We start from the raw sequence: 22,094 nt of genomic DNA on the forward strand, positions 1-22,094 counted from the left end.
ATTTATTCAATATTTATGGTTTCTGAAAATAATCCAGTTAATGAAGAAAAGTACTTAGGGATAAAAAAATAATCCTTATATTTATTATAGAATAAATATAAATTGGAGATGAATGAAATACATCTCCTTCATTAGATTATTTTGAACTAACAATTTTCATATATGCTTTAACAGAAAGCGCATAATAACATAAATAAATTACAGTATAGACTGCTGCCATTGCCAGAACACCTTCTACTACAGCTTTAGTTACATCCATGTATTTAATGTATACACACAAAGCCGCAGCACTGTGAAATATACCTACTAAAAGAGGCAATCCATAGATTAGTGCAAGTTGTTTAACGACTGTATTTCTTGTTTCTTTTTTACCGGCACCTATTTTTCTTAATATATTATATCTTCCTTTATCTGCATATGCTTCTGTCAGTTGCTTATAATAAAGTATGCTTCCTGTGGAAAGTACAAACAAAATACCAAGAAACATCCCTATAAATACATAGCTGCCCATCAGCTTATACGTATTAGTATAAGCACCATAAAAAGAATTAAAGTATTTATCTTCAGGAATTACATGACTTAATTCAGAAACAAGCTTTCCAGAGTTAAGTGAATTATCCAAAGTGTATCCTCTTATTACTGTAGTATTTTCCTTATTTGTATTAAGTAATTTGTTGAAAGCACTATCTGCAACCACAAGAGTTGTTTTTTGTAAGCTGGCTCCTACTACACCTTTCGTATCGGAATCTATAATATCTAAATCAGAGGAATTACCATTAGTCTCAACCTTAACCTTCTCCCCCTTCAATCTTCCTCTTTTAGCATCATTACTTACTTCAATAAAAAAGCATTGATTATCCTTTGTAAATTTCAGATCCTTAACTATCTCCAAACCATCAATTGCCTTATTAAGTTCTGAATTATTCAAAATTTCATTGTATTCACTTCTTGAAATTATATAAACATCAAAAGGTGCCTTTAAATCTTTACCATAGGGTCCTTTATACTTTGATGTTAGTCCTTTCCCATTAATCATCACAATATCTGACCTATAGGTAACTTTTGTTTCACTGTGTTTATTTATTATTTTTTCTACTTTATTGTTTAAAGTTTCATCTCCGCCTGTATACATTAGAGAAAAAGGTGAGTTAAATGTTGGAACTTGTTCCAGTGACATATATGTGCTGAAGGTAAAACTTATTGCAGTAATTGCAACGGCGGAAATTACTGCTATGGTGGAAAGAAGATTGGAATTTGCCTTTATTCTATATAGTATCTGAGAAATACTTATAAGATTCTCTCCTTTGTAATATAGTTTCTTATTTTTTTTCAACCTATTAAACAGTATTACAATAAAATTATTAAACAAAATATAGGTTCCTGAAACTACTAATATCAATACAAGGAGTCCAAAATACATCATTTTACTTCCGCCTTGAAGTAGCTTAGTATAAGCAATGAAATAACCGCTGAAGATCATTATAACAGACAGGAGTGCCATAATTTTTGATCCTTCAGGAGCCTTTTCAGCTTCCTTTTCTGCACTTAAAAGTTCAATGAGCCTGAACTTATATATTACCCCATATGCCTTAATTGAATTAAATAAGAACAAAGCTATAAATATTAAAGTTGTAGCAATAACTGCCCTGCTTTCAACGGTGTATTGCACAACAACACGGACTTTCATAATATTGACAAGCAGCTGAAGGAGAAATTTTGATGCTATAACACCTAAGGGTAGACCTATAATAATTGACAATATGCCAAGAAACATATTTTCGCAGAATAGAAGGGTACCTATTTCCTTCTTTTTCATACCAAGAATAGAGTATAAAGCCATTTCCTTCTTTCTGCTTTTTATAAAAAAGCTGTTGGCATACCAAATAAAAAGAGCTGAGAAAATTATAACTACAATAGAGGCTGCTTTAAATATGGTATAGACCTTTACTCTTCCATTACTAAAAGCCTCCATCTGCTTGTTATAGTAAATGGAATAGAACATAAAAAGCATGAAAACAGAAAATAAAGTACTAATAAAGTATGAAAAATAACTTCTAAAATTGTGTTTGATATTCTGAACACCAAGCTTAAACAATGTCACTTAAAACACCTCCCAAGGTAGAAAGCGTTTTAAGAATCTCATTGAAAAATTCCTTTCTGCTGCCCTTTCTTTCAAGTTCACAATTCAAAAGCCCATCCTTGATAAATATAATTCTATTGCAGTAGCTGGCAGAGAAAGCATCGTGAGTAACCATAACTATTGTTGCAGCATTTTGTCTGTTAAGCTCAGAAAGGTTCTCTAAGAGCTCTGTTGAAGACTTTGAATCAAGGGCTCCAGTGGGTTCATCTGCCAGAATCAGCTCTGGCTCTGTTATAATTGCTCTTGCTGCTGCAGCTCTTTGTTTTTGACCACCTGAAACTTCATAGGGAGACTTATTAAGTATGTCGTCGATGCCAAGTACTGAGCTTATTTTCTTTACCTTTTCTTCAATAACTCTAACATCTTGTCTTGCAAGAGACAATGGAAGAATGATATTTTCCTTAAGTGTTAGTGTATCCAGCAAGTTATAATCTTGAAATATAAAGCCAAGTCTGCTGCGTCTAAATTCTGACAATTCATCTTCATCAAGATTAATTATACTTTTACCTCCAATGGTTACAGTTCCACCAGTTGGCGTGTCTATAGTAGATATAACATTCAAAAGAGTTGATTTGCCTGAGCCTGAAGGTCCCATAATACCTAAAAATTCACCTTTTTTAACTGAAAAACTTATGTCCTTTAAGGCCTGCGACTCATTTCCATTTAATTTTGAGCTGTAAATTTTTTTAACATTTCTAACTTCCATTACATTCATAAGAATTCCCCCTAAATTTAACTTCAGTTAGATTGTATATATACGGTTTTAAGCTGAGTTTTAAATCATCTTAATTTCATCTTAAGTTTCCTTTGGGAATTCTATATTTATGCTTGTACCTACATTAGGAGCGCTCTCTACATTTATTATCCCTTCATGTGCTTCTATTATCTGCTTTGCAATTGCCATTCCAAGTCCTGAACCTTTAACATTGACAACACTATTTGTACCTCTATAATATCTTTCAAAAAGCTTTTTCAGTTCCTCTTCTCCTATGCCTTTTCCATTATCCTCAATCTTAATATATATTTTATCCTCTTCTTTTATAGAAACTCTTATTATAGTATCGGTGGCATTATGAACTACTGAATTATATAACAAATTAGTGAAAGCTCTTCGAAGAAGTGTACTGTCAAAATTAAAATTTACTCTGTCCTCAACGCAGTTAAAAATAATATTTCTGTCCTCATATTTGGGATGATTTAATATATTTATTACTACTTCCTTTAATAAGCGTATAAGGTTTCCATCCTTCCTCTCTATAGGAAGCATGCCATTTTTCAATTGATATGTAAAATTTAAATTTTCAACTATGCTTTCTACATTTTTTACATTTCTCAGTATTATTGTTCCATATTTTTTTACGTCCTCTGAAGTAACAATATATTCAGGATCAGTTAATATCTCAGCATAACCTTTTATTGGAGACAATGGAGTTTTTAAATCATGAGAAATATTAGCAATCCATTCTTCCCTCAAGGTTTCATTCCTTTTTCTCTCAATTTCACTAGCTTTAAGCTTACTATTCAAAAAATTAAGACTTTTATATACCTCCTGGTATATACCCTTTTCCTTCATAGGAGTATAAGAATCTGAGGCTAGTCTTCTTATACCTGTTATAATATTCAATAAAGTACGGTTCATACGCATGCCATAAGCGGCGATAAGAAGCACAATTATAGATAATATGCCCAATATGACAAACTTAAGCTGGGAAGCTTTATCGTAATTCAAATACATAGTGATTTTTAGTATCTTTACAGGGAAACCTATAACATATGTCCATTTTTCCCCGTTATTATCAACACTTCCAACAAACATAGTGTAATCCCCTAGATTACCTCCGTTTTTATATAACTGAACCATTTCTATGGGAGCATAATGAAGTGAAGCATTAGCAGGACTATTATAACTAGTAACCACATCACCGTTTTTATCAGCAATTTGAAGAAAAAGCTTATACTTTTCTAATTCACTTATTCCTGAAGCCGTTAATTGTGGTCTGCCATCCTTAAAATTAATTTTTTTAGAAAAATCCCCTGTAAAGGATATGGGCCAGCTGCTCCAGTTAATTTGACTATTTTCATTACTAATGCTGCTTTTCAATAAGTAAATACCTACTCCTGCGCAAAGAAAAATTACAATCAAAAAAGCAATAAAAAATATAGAATATAAATGAAATATTACTTTATAACCTGATTTCTTCATTCTAATCATTTCCTTTTACAAGCTTGTATCCAAGTCCTATTACTGTAACAATAAGCTTAGGTTTAGAAGGATTGTCCTCCAGCTTTTCTCTTAAATGCCTTATATGAACGGAAATTGTATTATCATATCCAATGTATTCTTCTCCCCATACTACCTCACAAAGTCTTTCCTTACTTACTATCTTATTAGAATTTTCTGCTAAATATAAGAGAAGCTTATATTCCTTTGCTGTCAGACTAATCTCTGCATCCATTTTATATACCTGGCAATGCTCAGTATCAATAATAATGTTACCAAGCTTTATGCTCTGATTTTTACTGTCACTAGCTTCTTTTATATCAGCATACTGCTGTCTTCGCATTTGAGCCTTGATACGAAAGGCGATTTCTCTTGGACTGAAAGGCTTAGTGATATAATCATCTCCCCCTATACTTAGCCCAAGAATTTTATCGATATCACTATTTTTTGAAGATAGAAATAAAATTGGGCAATAAGAAAATTCTCTTATTCTTTTGCATACCTCAATACCATCAATATCAGGAAGCATTATATCAAGTACTACAGCATCAGGCTCTTCATCTCTGCACATTATTATCCCATCCAAACCACAATGGGCCTTTTGTATATTCTTAAAGCCTTCCTTTAATAGAATATCTTCTATTAAGTCAGTTATATCTTTTTCATCGTCTATAAGTAATACTTTTTTATCTGAAAAATTCACCAAATTCATTCTAAAAATCACTCTTACCCTTTTATATTTAATTCTTGTGTAACTTTAAATTTAAAAAAACATTTATCTCATTTATCTAGCAACAGTTTTATTTTCATATCAGTATCTGTTTCTGAAAAAGGAGTATTCACAATTAGTTTTAAGCTAGGATCATCAGAAACCTCAAAACTACTAAATTCAAAAACCAGCGTTCCTACAATTGGATGGTTGAGTTTCTTATAAATTTCACTATTTCTCTGTACATCATGTTTAGACCACCATAAATCAAATTCCATACTCTCCCTCTTAAGCTCTTGAACAAATTGAACAAGCCAAGGATCTTCAATATATTGTCCACAGTTTGAGCGAAATCGTGCTAGCATTCCCTGTGCGTGAAATTTCCAATCTATAAACAATTGCTTATAATTAGCATTGGTAAACATCATCCAAACCATATTTCGCTTATGCATATTTATTTTGCTAAAATCTGTAAATACTAAACACGCTGCTTTATTCCATGCAATGATATTCCACCTTGTGTCCATAATAAAAGCTGGGCTTAAAACTAAATTATCTAGTACATGCTGAAGCATTGGACTTACAGTTCTTTCATATGAAGTAATATCTGCTTGTGGTACTTGTTTTGCCAAAGTATACAGATGAATTCGTTCTTGCTTATCAAGCATTAGTACTCTAGATAGGCTTTCAATTACCTGAGCTGATACTTGTATGGGACGCCCCTGTTCAAGACATGTATACCAGGTTAAGCCTATACCTGCAAGAGCTGCTACCTCTTCCCTTCTAAGACCGGGTGTCCGACGCCTTAAACCTTCTGACAGTCCTACCTGTGACGGCAAAATTCTGTCTCTTCGCATTTTCAAAAAATCTCCTAGTTCTTTATATCGTTGTTTTTCACTATTCAAATTTTTCATCCCTATCCTGTTAGAATTTATACCAGTATAAATAAACTCCTATTACTATTATTAAAATAACATTAACCTATTTATATCACATTATTTAATTTTAAAAAACAAAACTGGAGGAAAATTGTGTATGAAAGTATTATTTTTAAATGGATCTCCTAGAAAAAATGGTTATACCGTGGGTGTTATGAAATGTATTGAGGAAGGAATCGATTCAAATCACAATGTTGAATGGATAAACGCTTATGACTTATTGATAAAACCCTGCCAAAGCTGCTTACAATGTAGACCTGATAGTGAATGCCATCTTCCACATGACCACGGACATGATGTATGGCATAAAATCCGTTCTGCAGATGCTCTAATTATTGGTAGTCCTACCTATTATGGAAATATGTCTGGACCATTAAAGACTCTTATTGACAGAAATCTCACTGCCTTTGAAGCGATAGCAGCAAGCGGTTTAGAAATGCCAACTCCACTACACAAAGGGAAAAAAGCTGCCATGGTAACAGTATGTAATTCACCTTCTCCAATAAGTCAGCTTCCAACTCAGAGCAAAGGTACTCTGCAAGCTATGGAAATAGTACTGAAAGCTGGTGGATATGATATTATAGGAAGTGTAACTTTAGATGGTGCCGCTTCCAAAAATGAAATTCCTTTAGAAATTCGGGACAAGGCTAAAATGCTTGGAATGGATCTGCAATCATAGATACTTTCCTAACAAAACCTTAATTTAATGGAATGCCTCTATCACTTAATGTGGTTTAATTTTATTCTTATAAGACACAACAAGGACTTACTTTAGTAAGGTAGGTCCTATTTTATTGTGTCTATATCAATAGAATTGTCTAACTTTACCTTTATTATACTATCTCAATATTTATTTATACTTTTACCGCCATATGCACCTTGATTTACAATTAATCATCTCTTCATCAAAATTCATCTTGCTTATATGGGAGTCCAAAGATTTGATGTTTCAGAGACACTGGGTATGGTAGGACTTCATAGTAAAGAGTCGAAACATGTTTTAAAATTTTCCCATAGTGCCTATCGTAAAGGATTCTATTTCAGCAGCAGTGCTTATCTCTGCTTTCCAAACAATTGGTATTACTGTCCTTGCTACAGGTGGAATAGGAATTATTTCCATGAGGATAGGTTTTATAAAAAAATCGGTTCCGTAATTAGTGGAAGCGTCTGCGTCGGGCTTATTGCTATTGGCCCATAGTCTATGGGGAATTGCATCTTTAATTGCTGGTGCCGCAACAATCACCTCTAATACTACAAATATGAAAAAGAATAAAGAAGCAGTTAAAGCAAAATTTTTATCAATGCCCCAAGCAAATAAATTATTCCTACTGAAATCCAAAGGCTTGTCAACATATACCTATGAACAGTGATGTACTCATAAACATAAAATTAATGTAATATGAAATAGGTATACTTGTCCATTAAACTAAAATATATATTTACTTTTTTAATAAAATCAATGAACTATTTTTCTAAATTGAAATCCATGCTATAGGCATATTGTGCATCAAATAATTTTCCATATTTAAATCGATTCGTTGCTGATTCGTAAATCATATATAGTCTATTATCTTTAAAAACAATCCCCTCAGCTTTTGGAAGTATTTCTATTTGTTTAATTAAAACAGACGAATCTAAATAATATAAAGGAATGTTTTTGTTGTAAATAATGAATACTTCGTTGTTTTTATCCAATGCTGTTTTGAAGTCATATACATATAATTGAGATCCTTCAAATATACTAGACGCAGAAAGAACTAGCTTTTGATCCTCTGAAATATTCATTCCTTGAATTCTTCCTTGAATGGATAATGCAAAACTAGGATTATTTTCAACGCCTAAGTCTTTTAAATAATCTAGTTTAAAAGCATACATGAGTGCTTTATTGCTATCTCCAGAAGGTGTTGTGATATGATGTGCTTTATCTGTTGAATATTTAAGATCATGATAATATTCACCAACATATAAATACTCATCTTTAACGGATAGAAAAGTTACATTATTTCCCGTTTCAAATCTTCCACGAATTGCCACATCATTGCCAGACATCATATCCATTAATGAAATAACATAGACTTTACGATCACAGCCAGCAATATAAACAAAATCTTTATATATACTAATTCCACCAGCATGATTTTTAAAGATAGAACCATCCTCAAATACAATATTAATTTGCTTATATTCATGTTCTTTATTAACCGTATAAACTCTTGTTTCGTTATTATTTGAAAGATAACCACTAATTATAAATGAATCATATTCTTTACTATAATCTAATCCTTGAGGAACAAAACTTTCATTTAATCCTGGTACTTCAAATTCCTTTGTAGCCATCCTGTAATAATTTCTATAATGATGTTTAGTCAGTAAAAAAGCGATGATAAGACTAACTATGGAAGACAACAATATTCCTAAAAAAGCCTTAAATATTTTTCTTTGTTTCCTTTGCCTATTTATATCCTTAGTCATACCATCACCCCAATGTCTATATTAATTTTATTCTTACAGCATGTTATTTCTCTTCACTAAAGTAAAATATACTCTCATCAACACCTAGTATAGGTGCAATTATTTTAGATAATTTGATAAATATTTGCGTGGCATGCTCGTTACTGCCGATATGGTTTCTTTCTTTATTATTATTAGCACAAATACACCCTTAAAAATATATCAATGCTTCTTACAGCAAATCCAGTTAACAGGATTAATATACCTCTTATATTTAGCTACAATCTCTTTACCTAAAATAGCACCACCAACCCAAAATATAACTTCACTGGTACCCATCATAGCAGCAGTTATTGCTACTTTTATTTTTGTATCAAAATTTAAAAAAGGAACTATTGGAAGAAGTGCATAAAATACAAAAGACAATACAACTAAACCTATAGCAAATTTTTTAATACCTTTTCTTTTACTTTTAATAACCTTCTTATCGGTTGAATTACTTAAATATTTCTTTAAAATACTACTATATTTTTTTAACAACAGCACATCTGCTAATTTAGGAAACAATGTATTCAGATGAGCAAAAAAACGAGTGGGGACACCACCCATAATATATACTGTTTTCTGACGCTCAATTGCCTTTAACACTTCAGAAGCAACTTGTTCAGTAGAGGAAATTGCTATACCCATCTCTTGCCATATCTTATGATAAGGCTTTTCTGCCACTGTATCTGCTGCATTAGGACAAAAATAAGTAAGAGAAACTTTGCTGCCTTCCTGATAAAGCTCTCTATTCATAGCTTCAATAAAAGAAAATATACCTGCTCTAGTAGCAACATCTACACTATAATAGGGAAAGGCCAGATGTCCATCTGCAAAACCACCCATATGAACAATAGTACTGCCCTTTTCATCTTTCATATAAGGTAGAAATGCCTTTGTCACCAATATAGCTCCCAAGAGATTCGTATCAAGACTCTTTCTTATATCGTAAAATTCATGATCTTCCAATGATTTTCTCACATCATAACCTGTAGCATTTATTACAATATCAATCTTTTCTGACCACTGGCAAGCAAATCCAGCAAGCTCGTCTACTGATTTACCATCTGTAATGTCAGCTACAGCAATATTCACATCTCCTGATAATCTATCAGCTAATACCCTAAGCTTTTCTGCATTTCTCCCTGCCAGTAATAACCTTCCGCCTTCATTGATAAATGCTCCAGCATAGCTTTCCCCAAGACCTCCAGATGCACCTATTATTAGAATAGATTTGCCCTCAAATCTTTTTCTCATAAATATTCCCATTCCTTTCGCTTCGCTCAAGGCACAAAACGTAATGAAAAATGTTGGCTTCAAGCGAGCTTTATTTTATCATTGAGTCATAGGGATTTCGGTATACTACAAATCACGAGGAGGTGAGTGGGCTGTCTGACTTGTCAGATGACCGTATAAATATATGTGTAGATAGCCTTTTCAAGCACAAATAAGTGTGTCTTTGAACACGTAACCTTATCTTTGTTTAAACAATCTCGTTTAAATGCTAGGCTATCAGTCAATGCTGTTTCTCCCTATAATTTTTCAGAATTTGTTAGTTCAGAAAGGAGTCCCTATGGCTTTAAAAATCGTGTACAAAATCTGTTGTGGCATTGATGTCCACAAAACTTTTGTAGCTGCTTGTATTGCATCTACTAATTCTAATGGTGTTACCACCTACAAGAGCCATCGCTTTTCTACCTACACGAAAGGTTTGAAAGAGCTGTTACAATGGCTACTTGATTCCAATTGTAAAGATGTTTGTATGGAATCTACAGGTAAGTACTGGATTCCCGTGTACAATGTCCTTGAAAAAGGTTGTTCCATTGTACTTGCACATCCTAAATACGTTAAAGCTATTCGTGGTAAAAAAACTGATAAGAAAGATGCTAAATGGATTGCTGACCTGTTTAAGCATGATCTTGTTGCCGGCAGCTTTATGCCTCCTGCTGATATTCGCCAGCTTCGTGACTTAATGCGCTATCGTTACAAATTAACCTGCTTTATGTCTAGTGAAAAGAACCGTCTTCAAAACTGTCTCACAGTTTCCAATATTCAATTGGGAAGCGTTGTTTCGGACACTTTTGGTAAAAGTTCTATGAAAATCCTAGATAAGATTCTTGAAGATCCTCTAAATACTTCTTTTGATTTGGAACCTTTAATTCATGGCTCTATGAAAGATAAAATTCCTGAATTGGAGCTCGCCGTGGATGGATACATTTCTCCTGAACAGGCTGGTAAATTAAAGATTATCAAGAAGCATTGTGAGGATTTGGAATCCCGGAAAGCAGAGTTAGAAAAACTGATTCTTGCGCTCGCCAGTCCCTATCAGCAAGAACTCGACCTAATTCTAACTGCTCCATCATTTAAAAATCCTTTCTCTGCAATTGCTGTCATTTCAGAGATTGGTGTAAACATGGAAGCTTTTCCTTCGGCGAAACACTTATGCTCATGGGCAGGATTAACACCTACTAACAATGAAAGTGCAGGGAAGAAAAAATCTGTCCGGGTTTCCAAAGCCGGATGTTTTATAAAGCCGCTCCTTGTACAGTGTGCTACCGCCGTAGTCAAAAGCGAAAAACATCCTGAAATACGTAACCGTTACCTCCGTATAAGGAAACGTCGCGGTCACAAGAAAGCAATCATTGCTATAGCAAGAATGCTTCTAACAGCATTATACAACATGTTGAAAAATAAAGAACCATATAATGCTGATTTATATAAAAAATCTGATGTTTTCCCTATACAACGTGAGATTACTGTGGAGCAGGCAATTTTAATTGCGCAGAATCAAGGTTATAAGATCAAGTCAGCTAGTTGACATTATTGCAACATCTATATTTAATTTTTTTAGTCACCTACGGATGGCTTATTTGTTATGCACTTTTACTCTTGTGACAGTTCATACTTTTATTTTCAACCTTATTACCTCCACTCTATATTTTCCTCCTGTGCAAAGTACTAACACTTTTATATACCTATATAAACTTCTTCATATCAATGAATCTTACTAATCAAGAGTTCGATTTTCCTCTAGCTTAAAAACTATTTTTCCTAATAAATCGTCTACAATACCATACTGGTTATCATCTTTTAATAAGCTTTTTATAAGTAAGTCAAATTTACTATAAAGTTCCTCATCTCCCTCTACAATTTTCTTCCCCTTTTCTGTGAGATTAACATAATAAATTCTCCTATCTTCATCAGATTGTTTCTTCTCTATTAGGTCCATTTTAGTTAATTTTTTAATTATTATAGAAATAGCTGGTTTTGTAAGTCCTAAAGCTTCAGCTATTTCAGAAAAATTGGGCTTTTTTAGATAATAAATAGTAGTTAAATAATAATAATCATTATTACTAAAATTTTTTAGTTCATTTTCTGATAAATGTGTATTTAAATTTTTAATTGACTCTCTCCATAAATAATTAGCTATAAATGCAAAGTTATCTTTAAGCATATAACCCTCCTAAAGCAAATTAGTTAAATAAATTTAATTAAATTTATTTAACTAATTTATCATGTATATATCACTATGTCAAGCTATAACTAATTTTATCTTTTGTAAATTAAGTGCTAATAATTATAATAAATATTTAAAATGTAAATTTAAACTTGGTATCTAATTAGTAAAAACTTTAATTGATTGATGGAGTTAAAAAGATCTATGGAAGAAATTTCAAATATATTAATGTTACTTTTAATGCAGCTAAGTTCACAGAGTGGTCATGAGGGCTATTGGTATGTCCGGAGATCAATTAAAATAAAATGGTTTTAGTTGAAGCCGGAACTTATAGCTTTACCGACTCTTTAACCGAATGCATCTTAGGTACTTTACTGCAAAAGTTCCTAGTTACAAATTTACTTTCCCAAATGCATATTGTATGGGAATTTCCATTAGTATAAACAATTTTAATATTTGCTATTATTTTTATTATAACAGTGCTTTCTGTCATAAATCCATTAAAACGAATGAAAATGAATACAGCCGATTAATCAAAACTTAAACATAAATCTTCAACAATTTATGACTCCTTAGCAAAACTAGAATACCTTATACTTCCTGCAGTAAACAGTACTAAAATCATTAATATGATTATAAATATATTTGGAAAAACTACCGATTTTTCTATACTGTCCATAGCCCAGTAAAATGGGGTAAACTTACCTAAAGCTGTACTTAAATCAGAGTGATTGCTAATACTATAAATGTATAAAAAGAACATAGTCATTGATAACAAAATAGAGATTAAAGAACTTGCTTGGTTGTCCTTAAATATCCTTATTACCATTAAAGATAAACTTATTGATACCATACTCATCAATGCAATATTTATTATTAGCATCCAAAAATTTTGAAAATTATATTTAAAAACAAAGTTCATTATAATAAATGACAATGTATACATAGATACCTGCACTGCTACCATAGAAAGATAAATACTTCCCATTATAGCATAGCCTTTATTTCCTGTAGACAAAAATCTCTCTAATATTTTATCCTTTTTAAGCTTTAATAAATCTACACTTATATTAATTGAATAATTCATAATAAAAAACAGAATCATCAAAATAGGCACAAAGGAATCTGCACTTAATAACCCTTTTTTCATATTATAGTCTACATAAATAATATTTTTATCCAATTCTTTTTGATTCTCTATAATTCTATTCTTTTCTAAAAGCTTTACCTTTAATAGGTTATTTAATTTAGCTTGTAAATTAGCTTCAAAAATCTGAGTACTATTTCCCTTTTCTATTTTATATGCATTTATAGTAGGTTTTATATTATTATCTATACTCTCCGAGAAATTTTCAGGAATTTCATATACTACGGAATAATTATAGTTTTTTAACCCTTCAACAGCTGTTTCTTTACTATAAAATACATTATTAACACCTAAATCACTAGCTAACTGCTTTCCATAATTTCCTCCATCCATATTTATTATTGCAATTTCAATATTTAATCCCTTTTCACTGTTATTAACTAAAAAATTAGTTAAAGCCACACATATTATAGGAAGCAAAAACATAATAGCTATATTTTTATAATCTTTTAAATACCTTTTACTATTGGCAAATACCATTCTAAAAAACATCAATGTTATTCCTCCTCCCATCTGATTTTCACTTTTATAATACTTATGATATATAAAAAGGCAGAAACCATAATCATTATAGCCAAATCTCTCCACAGCTTCTCAAAGGAATTAAATAATATACTGCTTCTATAAACCTGTGAAATTATATTACCTGGTGAAAATTCAGATAAAATTATAAAAACTTTATTTGTTATTCCCTTTAAAGGAATAAAAGCTCCTCCAAATAATATTTGAAAATATAAAATTAAAATCATTAATAAATTTGAATTCTTTTTACCTAAAAAAGTTACTATAAGTCCAGATAAAGTTGTCACTATCAAACTCTGACCAATAAGTATCATAAACAAATACAGAGGATTTACATCTCTAAAAGCTAAACCCGAAAAGGCAAAAGTCAAAATGTATACTGCTCCAAGTATAAAACTATATATAAAAAAACATAAAAGCTCTAAATTAAAGAAAATTTCTTTTGTAATAGGTGTAGACATTAGTCTCTTAAAGGTTCCATTTTCTTTTTCTAAATAGTAACTGCCAACACATCCCATTGCCATAATAGTAATCATAAAAGTGATAAGAGATGCTGCTTGATTTTCATAAGAGCTAAGTATTTTTTTACCTCTTACCATATTAATTTTTAGTGAATTCTCTTTTGAGAAATCATTTATTTCTTTAGCTATATTATTGTATAAATTATCTTTATCTGCTACGTCTAAATTTTCTATTTTATTTCCAACAATCAAATTTTCTGTTACATTCTTCCCATATTGCTCTATAATATTCTTTATTATGAGTTCGTTATCTCTTGATACTCGTTCCTTTTCATCTACAGTAATAGTAACATCTTTAAAGTTCATAAGCTTATTTTCATAGTTCTCTGGTATAGTAATTAAATAATCTCCATCCTTAGTTACATTAAATAGTTTTTGCATTTCATTAGCTTTAAACAATTCTCTAAAAACATGAGAACTACTGCTATCATCCTTATCTACAATAGTTATATTAATCTTGTCTATTTCTGATTCTGTTTTAAAAGAATCCTTTTGAAAATATCCAAGTCCTACAGATAAAATTATTGGAAAAATACAGTACATAAGCAGCACCTGCTTCCAACTGACAATAGTACCCTTAAGGCAGGTAATTATAGTTGCCTTAATTCTCATCATTATCACCTCTAATCCCTTAATTTCTTTCCAGTAAGTGACAGGAAGACTTCCTCTAAAGAGGCTTCCTCCAAATTAAAGCTTATTATTTTTTTATCATTGTCAGCTGCAAGTTTAAGCAAATCTTCAAGAACAAAATTATTTTCATCTATAAGCAAATTTATTGTATCATCAACAATAAAACCGTCCTTAACCCCCTGCAATTTTTTTATCATAAATATAAATTCTTCATTATAATCCTTCACCTTAAATCTTACAGTTCCATGAATATTAGCCATAGATTTAATTTCTTGTTTTGAGCCAGAGGCTATTTCTTTACCAAGATCTAAAATAAATATATCATTACATAGACTTTCAACTTCTTCCATGTAATGAGATGTATATATTACTGTTGTATTATTTTTCCTATTTACTTTCTTTATAAACTCAAAAATACAATTTCGTGATTGCGGATCTACCCCTACAGTAGGCTCATCCATTATCAAAATCTTAGGTCTATGCATAATAGCTATTGCCAGATTCAGTCTTCTTTTCATGCCCCCTGAAAATTTCTTCACTTTTTCCTTTTTTCTTTCTCTAAGTCCTGTAACCTCTAGTGCTTCTGCTATTCTCTCCTTTAGTAGTTTTCCACCCAACCCATAGAAGGCTCCAAAATATTCAAGATTATCATAGGCTGACATAGTCTCCATAATTGCTAACTCTTGAGGTACAAGTCCTATATATTCTTTAGCTTTTACAGCTTCCTTTAAAACAGAATGTCCTCCAATTTCTATGTCTCCACTGCTAGGCTTCAATAACCCTGTAATTATATTTATTAATGTTGATTTTCCAGCACCATTAGGACCTATAAGTCCAAATATATCTCCTTTTTTTATTTCAAAGTCTATATTATTCAATACTAATTTATCATTAAATCTTTTAGTGACATTCTTTACCTTTATATTACTCATAAAAAACCTCCTCAAACTTTCTAATTTCATTTTAGAAAATATTGAGGAGTATTCCAAGTACTTAAAGTAACCATAAAAATTACTTAAGTCACTATTTACTATTCAGCTATATTATTTTTAAAGGCAAATATAGTAAGTTGTGTTCTATCTCTTAAGGAAAGTTTTGATAAAATCATACTTATATTATTCTTTATGGTACCTTCAGATAAAAAAAGTTTTTTACCTATCTCTTTGTTGGATAAACCACTTGCAACCTTTTTTATTATATTGATTTCTTTTTCATTCAAATTAAAATCCTTTGTTACCTTCTCTATAGAAGCTTTTTTATAATAGGATGAACTCTCGCTGATCATTTTAGAAATAACTTCAGGATTAATTACAACATTTCCTTTAAGGCTTGCCTTTATGCCTTCGTAAATTAAATCATAATCGCTATCCTTTAAAATATATCCCGAGGCTCCATACTTTAGGGCTTCATGGATATACTGAACATCATTAAAAGTAGTTAAAATAAGTATTTTTATATCCTTAAATTCTTTCTTTACTAGTTTTGTCCCAATTACTCCATCACACTCTGGCATCCTTATATCCATAAGCACTACATCTGGCTTATGGTTCCTGCATCTATTCAGTGCCTCCTGTCCATTTGAAGCTGTAGCAATAACTTCAATATCTTCATAGGTCTCCAGTATAATTTTTAGCCCGTCTGCCACTAATTTTTCATCATCAACAAGTATTACTTTAGTTTTCTCCATGCCCTTCCCTCCTTGAATGAATCTTAGGCTTTTCCCATCTATTCAGTTCTATTTTTACTAGAAATCCCTCACCTGCTTTACTATTGTATTCAAAAAATCCACCAGCTTCCATGACTCGTTCTCTTATACTCTTAATTCCAATCCCCTCTACTAAATTATTTACTCCTCTACCGTTATCTTTTAAGGTTAATACAAGCTTTTTTTCACTAAAAGCCATCATTATTCTAACAATTGTAGCTCCTCCATGTCTAAGACTGTTAGATAAAAACTCTTGAATTATCCTATAGATTATAAAAGCCTGGTCTGAGTTCAAAGACCATTTCTCTTTAGTAAAAGATAATCTTACATCTACTCCAGTCATTTTCTTAAAATTATTTATAAGTTCTTCTATATTTAAAATTCCTTCATATACTTCAAATTCTTTCGGCTTCATTTCTCTAACAGCCATTCTAACATCATTAAGACTCTGCTGGGTAAACTTTCTAAGATTTTTTGTAAGCGTCTCAGCTGCACCAGCATTTTTACTAATAGTTTTTTCAATAGCTCCAAGCTGTATCACCATAGTTGAAAGATGATGTCCAACACTATCGTGAATTTCCCTTGATATTCTATTTCGTTCTCTCAGTGAAGTAATTTCTTCTATAGAAGCAGCATAAATTTCCAATTCCTCATTTGCCTTTTTCAACTTATCTTCAGATATTTTTAATCTATCATATAAATCCTGTGCTTCAAGTTTTTTATCTCTTTCCTCTCTTGTAAAATAAAGTACAGCTATTACCATTGTTACTATAGCTATATTTAAAAATTGATTTTGTAAACCACTGTATCTAAGTAGATATAATTCTTCCAATACAATAATCAAATTAAAAATTATGGATATATATTTTTTAAATAACACATTAGAATCTATAGCTAACAAAGCAGAATATATAAATAAATATACTTTAATCCATTTATAAAAAATAAGAACAAATACCATTTCTAAAATAAATGATACTATTTTCTGCCACCCTTTATCTAATGAAAAAAATCTCAATTGATTGTTTACTAAAAAAATTAATATAAATATAATCATTTCATTATTAAAATTCATTTGATTGTTCATAAAAATTGCCATTATCATCATGAAAATAACATAATATCTTATAGCTACCAATACCATTTTATTACCCATAGTTTCTCCCTAATATTTTATTAATGAAAATATTCATATTAATGATTATACAATAATGTGCATAGATTTCGATAAATTTATTTATATTTTTATTGTAGTCCTTTAAAGAACCCTATTTACAATCAGCCATAAAACTTATATTTCTAATATGCCAAGCAACATCAGCATTCTTAAATTATCTACAACAATCTATACCGAATAAAAACAAACACTTTTTAAATGATTACTTGCATTTATAAAATATTTGTGTATAATAATAACTGTAAAGATTAAAAGCAAATAATACATAACAATAACAAAGAATTAGGAGGAATTAATTATGAGTATAAGTGCAAGAAATCAATTAAAAGGAAAAGTTGTAGCTGTAAAGAAAGGACTTGTAACTGCTGAAGTAGTTCTTGAAATCGCTGGAGGAGATAAAGTAACTTCAATAATATCTCTTGATTCAATTGAAGATCTTGGAGTTAAAGAAGGTACAGAATTAACTGCTGTTATTAAATCAACTGATGTTATGATCTTAGCTTAATATTATAATTAATTACTACATGAGAAATAAAGATGCAAATCACACACCTTAATGATTTGCATCTTTATTTTTTTGTAAATTACAAACCTTATTAAACTATTAGATATCTTAACTTTACAATTTCAAAGCTCATTAATAAATTAACTATTATGAATATTTTCAAAATTTATCTATCTATTATTAGCTCAAGCAAACCACAGTCAATTTAAACAAATTAAAATCAACAAAAATAAATAAAAAATTTTTAATTAGTACTTGTATTTATAAAATATTCATGTATAATAATAAGTATAAAGAACGAAAATAAATAAAAAATTGTAAAACTAGGAGGAATTAATTATGAGTATAAGTGCAAGAAACCAATTAAAAGGAAAAGTTGTAGGTTTAAAGAAAGGTGTTATAACTGCAGAAGTAGTTCTTGAGATTGCTGGTGGAAATAAAATCACTTCAATAATATCTCTTGATTCTGTTGAAGAACTGGGTGTTAAAGAAGGAGCAGAATTAACTGCTGTTATTAAATCAACTGACGTTATGATCTTAGCTTAATATTATAGAGATAAATTACTTACATCTTTATTAACATAGATATATAAAAAAAGGAAATCACCAAATAGGCTGATTTCCCTTTTTTAATATTGTTTTCACTTAATAACCAACATAGTATAAAAAATTTATGGATTTTTTCTATTCTATTTTCCCCAAAATCCCTACGTAATAACATACTCTTTCTAATCTTATATTTCTTTTTTATATAATAGATTATAGATAACAAATTGTAATGATCATTTGTAAGAGAATTTACTCATTATACCTAATCTTATCAATTATGGATTGCTTTTTAAGCTTATTTTCAATCACATAGGAAATCAATAGTTCAACTATGATAAAAACTAAGACCAACACTATAATAGGCATTAATGGAAATTCATATTCCGCATAGTCAGCTCCAATTTTTCTAAATAGTTTAAAACATAAATATCCTAACGCCGAACCAACAATTAGGGATATTAAAGAACTGGTTAAAGCATAATATAGACCTTCAATTTGAAGCATTTTTCTCAGTTGAAACTTAGAAAGACCTACAGCTTCAAGCATTCCATATTCCCTTTTTCTAGTAAGTATACTTGTTACCATGGTATTTATAAGATTTAGAACACCGATAAGTCCTATAATTCCCACAACACTTCCAGCGATAATCTGTATTCCCATAAATTGATTTTTAATTTCCTTTCTATTATCTGTATAGGAATTATACCATATTTGGTTATTATCTCCTATGATAGATTTTATATTGCTCTTTATGGTTTCAAATTTACTATTATCTATATTTATATAGGCTGCTGCCAGTTTATTATCCTCCGCTGTAGATAATAAATTTTTATATTCATCTCTTTGAAATATATCTTCATGAGTTATAAATGTATCTCCTCCATTCATCAATCCTAAGTTAGCTATGTTTTTACTAACTATTCCCGCTATGGTAAATTGTTTTTTAATACTTTCACCTGATTTATTATCCTTAACTGTAAGATTAATTTTGTCTCCAATTTTGTATTTAAAATTTCCCTTATTATAGTTATCATAGTCAGTTACAACCAAAATTTCGTTACTATTTTTTAAATCCTCTATAGGTATTTTACCAGCTATTAAATGTCTTTTTAGCTCGTCTAGAAGCTTATCATCATATCCATATAAAATAGACCGTACATTATCTTTAAAAACATTTGTTGCAAGTTTTTCAGTGCTAACTTCTCTAACTCCATCTATTTTCTTTACTCTATTTATTAAATCATCATTTAAAGGACTGCCTTTTGTATCAATACTTGTTAAAGCAAATTCATGTTTGAATTCCTGTTTTGTTAAATTGTCTATGTTCATACTTTTAACAACACTGAAAACTGTAATAAATAAAATACCACTCATAGTAAGGGACAGCATAGTCATAATTGTCCGCTTTTTATTTCTCCAAAGATTTAAATATGCAATTTTAAATATAGTAATTTTCTTAATAGAAGCTCTTTCTTTTCTACCCTCATAAAGTTGTACACCATTATATTTTATGGCTTCCACCGCAGGTATTTTTGAAGAAAGCTTTCCTGGTTTTCTAAGAGAAATGCTTACCGTAACTAGGCTTATTAAAGCTGAAATAACTATTATATAGGGTGAAAATTTTATTTCTATAAAATACTGTGAAAATACTAATTTTATAGCATAACACAGAATATGTCCCAGTATAATTCCCAGCGGAATTCCTATGATGGATAAAATTAAACCTTCTCTGAATATGAGCTTTCTAATTTGCTTCTTAGTGGCACCAAGGGCTGCAAGTAATCCAAATTGCCTGATTCTCTCTATAACAGATATATAAAATATATTATAAATAACTATAATCGTTGCAAATATTACAATTAAACCTATAATAACAAAAGGGATTATTGCTTGAACATCTCCACCACTTGCCTGAATATATGTCTTATTAGCATCTATATCTTTATCCTTAAGACCTATACTGCGTCCAACATCTAAAACAGCTTTTTCTATATTTCCATGATTCTTAACTCTTACAAAAAAAGTTCTCTCTACATTTTGTGTATTTTGTAATACAAATTCCTTTGATAATATAGCTGAACTTGCATTTTGTGATTTATCCATTTTATTATCCTGAAGTATACCACTTATAACAAAATCATTATTTATAGAGTTAGCTTCATCTTCAATATGAATTGTATCTCCTATTTTCCAATTTACTTTTAATTTATCCAGTATCCAACCTTCAATGGCTATTTCATTAATTTTTGTTGGTAATTTTCCTTCCCTTAATTTTGTATTTGTCATATCTAAGGTTGAAGGACTAGCATATATTAAGGCTATTATTGGATCTCCTGCTTTTGCCTGTTTTACATTTCCAAGTGGAATATATTCACCTACCTTTTCAACATTTCTATTATTTTTAAGTATTTCAAATTGTTTATCACTTACATTAGTATACCTAGCATGATAATTACCTCCTGCTTGTTCAACTGCTGAGTTTTTCAACATGTTCTGAATACTATAGGCAAAAATACCCACTGAAGTTACTAGACAGGTAGATAATATTATAGTTAAGATAACTAATATATTTTTAGTTTTATAAGCTCTTAAACTTTTTTTAGCAAGATTAGATATAGTGTTCATTGTTATACCTCCCCTGCCTTAACTTTTCCATCTTCTATTCTGATTACCCTATCTCCCATCTGCGCAATTTTATCATCATGGGTTATCATAATTAAGGTTTGATGATACTTTTTAACAGACATTTTAAGAAGAGACATTACCTCCTGGGCTGTTTTAGAGTCAAGATTTCCCGTTGGCTCATCTGCCAGTATTATTGATGGCTTTGAAGCAAGAGCTCTTGCAATGGCTGTACGCTGCTGCTGTCCTCCGGATATTGCATTTGGAAGTGAATTCTTCTTATGATAAATATCTAAAGTTTCCATAAGTTCCCTTACATAGACTTCATCAACTTCCTTGCCATCCAGTCCTATAGGTAAAATAACATTTTCCCACACATTTAAAATTGGTACAAGATTGTATGCTTGAAAAACAAAGCCTATCCTCCTTCTTCTGAATATGGCAAGCTTTTCATCATCCATTGAAAATATATCATTATTTTCAATAAGAACCTTTCCTGAAGTAGGTCTGTCCAGTCCTCCAAGCATATTCAAAAGAGTACTTTTACCAGAACCTGAGGTTCCTATTATAACCACGAATTCTCCTTCTTCTACACTTAAATTAATATCATCCACCGCTTTTACCAAATTTTCATCTTTTCCATAATACTTTTTTAATGACTTTGTTTCTAATATTTTCATAAATATTATCCCTCTTTTCTCCATCCTTAAATGTATAAATAATAATTTTAAGATTTCTAATATAATTAGAGGATAACA

Annotated in this window: 20 protein-coding genes; 4 read left to right on the forward strand and 16 right to left on the reverse strand. The window is 30.5% G+C overall.

Features of this window, described 5'->3' with window-relative positions:
• Positions 1-136: 136 nt before the first annotated feature.
• From CLPA_RS18770 to CLPA_RS18790, 5 genes are all read right to left on the reverse strand, one after another.
• Complete coding sequence (locus CLPA_RS18770) at positions 137-2,101, reverse strand: FtsX-like permease family protein (RefSeq protein WP_003447772.1); 1,965 nt, start codon at positions 2,099-2,101, stop codon at positions 137-139.
• Positions 2,088-2,855, reverse strand: a complete 768-nt coding sequence (locus CLPA_RS18775; protein ID WP_003447773.1) for an ABC transporter ATP-binding protein — start codon at positions 2,853-2,855, stop codon at positions 2,088-2,090. Before CLPA_RS18775 ends, CLPA_RS18770 begins: the two co-directional genes overlap by 14 nt.
• Before the next feature lie 81 nt (positions 2,856-2,936).
• Positions 2,937-4,343 carry a sensor histidine kinase gene (locus tag CLPA_RS18780; protein ID WP_003447774.1) on the reverse strand — a complete coding sequence of 469 codons (1,407 nt, stop codon included), beginning with the start codon at positions 4,341-4,343 and terminating at the stop codon, positions 2,937-2,939.
• A gap of 1 nt (position 4,344) precedes the next feature.
• Positions 4,345-5,073 carry a response regulator transcription factor gene (locus CLPA_RS18785; protein ID WP_003447775.1) on the reverse strand — a complete coding sequence of 243 codons (729 nt, stop codon included), beginning with the start codon at positions 5,071-5,073 and terminating at the stop codon, positions 4,345-4,347.
• 68 nt (positions 5,074-5,141) lie between these two features.
• Entirely contained in the window at positions 5,142-5,984 is an 843-nt protein-coding gene (locus CLPA_RS18790) for a helix-turn-helix transcriptional regulator (protein WP_143756601.1), read from the reverse strand.
• Positions 5,985-6,105: 121 nt separating this feature from the next.
• Here CLPA_RS18790 and CLPA_RS18795 point away from each other — a divergent pair, with 121 nt between their 5' ends.
• A complete protein-coding gene (locus tag CLPA_RS18795) occupies positions 6,106-6,687 on the forward strand; it encodes a flavodoxin family protein (protein WP_003447778.1) in 582 nt (193 codons plus the stop codon).
• A gap of 321 nt (positions 6,688-7,008) precedes the next feature.
• Here the strand turns inward: CLPA_RS18795 and CLPA_RS18800 are convergent, their stop codons facing one another.
• From CLPA_RS18800 to CLPA_RS18810, 3 genes are all read right to left on the reverse strand, one after another.
• Positions 7,009-7,347 (reverse strand): hypothetical protein, encoded by a 339-nt coding sequence (locus tag CLPA_RS18800; RefSeq protein ID WP_003447780.1) that lies wholly within the window; start codon positions 7,345-7,347, stop codon positions 7,009-7,011.
• A 125-nt stretch (positions 7,348-7,472) separates the two neighbouring features.
• Positions 7,473-8,480: a hypothetical protein gene (locus CLPA_RS18805; RefSeq protein ID WP_003447782.1), complete on the reverse strand. Its 1,008-nt coding sequence runs from the start codon at positions 8,478-8,480 to the stop codon at positions 7,473-7,475.
• A 201-nt stretch (positions 8,481-8,681) separates the two neighbouring features.
• Positions 8,682-9,758 carry an SDR family NAD(P)-dependent oxidoreductase gene (locus CLPA_RS18810; protein WP_003447786.1) on the reverse strand — a complete coding sequence of 359 codons (1,077 nt, stop codon included), beginning with the start codon at positions 9,756-9,758 and terminating at the stop codon, positions 8,682-8,684.
• Between the two features lie 316 nt (positions 9,759-10,074).
• Here CLPA_RS18810 and CLPA_RS18815 point away from each other — a divergent pair, with 316 nt between their 5' ends.
• Complete coding sequence (locus CLPA_RS18815) at positions 10,075-11,319, forward strand: IS110 family RNA-guided transposase (RefSeq protein ID WP_003447787.1); 1,245 nt, start codon at positions 10,075-10,077, stop codon at positions 11,317-11,319.
• A 189-nt stretch (positions 11,320-11,508) separates the two neighbouring features.
• Here the strand turns inward: CLPA_RS18815 and CLPA_RS18820 are convergent, their stop codons facing one another.
• The 6 genes from CLPA_RS18820 to CLPA_RS18845 all read right to left on the reverse strand — a co-directional run bounded on the left by CLPA_RS18820 (position 11,509) and on the right by CLPA_RS18845 (position 17,639).
• Positions 11,509-11,955 (reverse strand): MarR family transcriptional regulator, encoded by a 447-nt coding sequence (locus tag CLPA_RS18820; RefSeq protein ID WP_003447788.1) that lies wholly within the window; start codon positions 11,953-11,955, stop codon positions 11,509-11,511.
• Positions 11,956-12,520: 565 nt separating this feature from the next.
• Complete coding sequence (locus tag CLPA_RS18825) at positions 12,521-13,597, reverse strand: ABC transporter permease (protein ID WP_003447796.1); 1,077 nt, start codon at positions 13,595-13,597, stop codon at positions 12,521-12,523.
• A gap of 5 nt (positions 13,598-13,602) precedes the next feature.
• Positions 13,603-14,763 (reverse strand): ABC transporter permease, encoded by a 1,161-nt coding sequence (locus CLPA_RS18830; RefSeq protein WP_080751540.1) that lies wholly within the window; start codon positions 14,761-14,763, stop codon positions 13,603-13,605.
• 8 nt (positions 14,764-14,771) lie between these two features.
• Complete coding sequence (locus tag CLPA_RS18835; RefSeq protein WP_003447798.1) at positions 14,772-15,710, reverse strand: ABC transporter ATP-binding protein; 939 nt, start codon at positions 15,708-15,710, stop codon at positions 14,772-14,774.
• A gap of 98 nt (positions 15,711-15,808) precedes the next feature.
• Complete coding sequence (locus CLPA_RS18840) at positions 15,809-16,465, reverse strand: response regulator transcription factor (RefSeq protein ID WP_003447799.1); 657 nt, start codon at positions 16,463-16,465, stop codon at positions 15,809-15,811.
• Complete coding sequence (locus CLPA_RS18845; protein ID WP_003447800.1) at positions 16,452-17,639, reverse strand: sensor histidine kinase; 1,188 nt, start codon at positions 17,637-17,639, stop codon at positions 16,452-16,454. Before CLPA_RS18845 ends, CLPA_RS18840 begins: the two co-directional genes overlap by 14 nt.
• Before the next feature lie 319 nt (positions 17,640-17,958).
• On the opposite strand from CLPA_RS18845, the gene CLPA_RS18850 reads away from it, so the two are divergent.
• Together CLPA_RS18850 and CLPA_RS18855 are read left to right on the forward strand one after the other, a co-directional pair.
• On the forward strand, positions 17,959-18,165 hold the full coding sequence (locus CLPA_RS18850; RefSeq protein WP_003447801.1) for a TOBE domain-containing protein: 207 nt from the start codon (positions 17,959-17,961) through the stop codon (positions 18,163-18,165).
• A gap of 339 nt (positions 18,166-18,504) precedes the next feature.
• Complete coding sequence (locus CLPA_RS18855) at positions 18,505-18,711, forward strand: TOBE domain-containing protein (protein WP_003447802.1); 207 nt, start codon at positions 18,505-18,507, stop codon at positions 18,709-18,711.
• Positions 18,712-18,963: 252 nt separating this feature from the next.
• Here the strand turns inward: CLPA_RS18855 and CLPA_RS18860 are convergent, their stop codons facing one another.
• Complete coding sequence (locus CLPA_RS18860; RefSeq protein ID WP_003447803.1) at positions 18,964-21,339, reverse strand: ABC transporter permease; 2,376 nt, start codon at positions 21,337-21,339, stop codon at positions 18,964-18,966.
• Between the two features lie 2 nt (positions 21,340-21,341).
• On the reverse strand, positions 21,342-22,016 hold the full coding sequence (locus CLPA_RS18865) for an ABC transporter ATP-binding protein (protein ID WP_003447804.1): 675 nt from the start codon (positions 22,014-22,016) through the stop codon (positions 21,342-21,344).
• Positions 22,017-22,094 lie beyond the last annotated feature (78 nt).

This window comes from Clostridium pasteurianum DSM 525 = ATCC 6013, from assembly GCF_000807255.1.
Classification (GTDB): Bacteria; Bacillota; Clostridia; order Clostridiales; family Clostridiaceae; genus Clostridium_I; species Clostridium_I pasteurianum.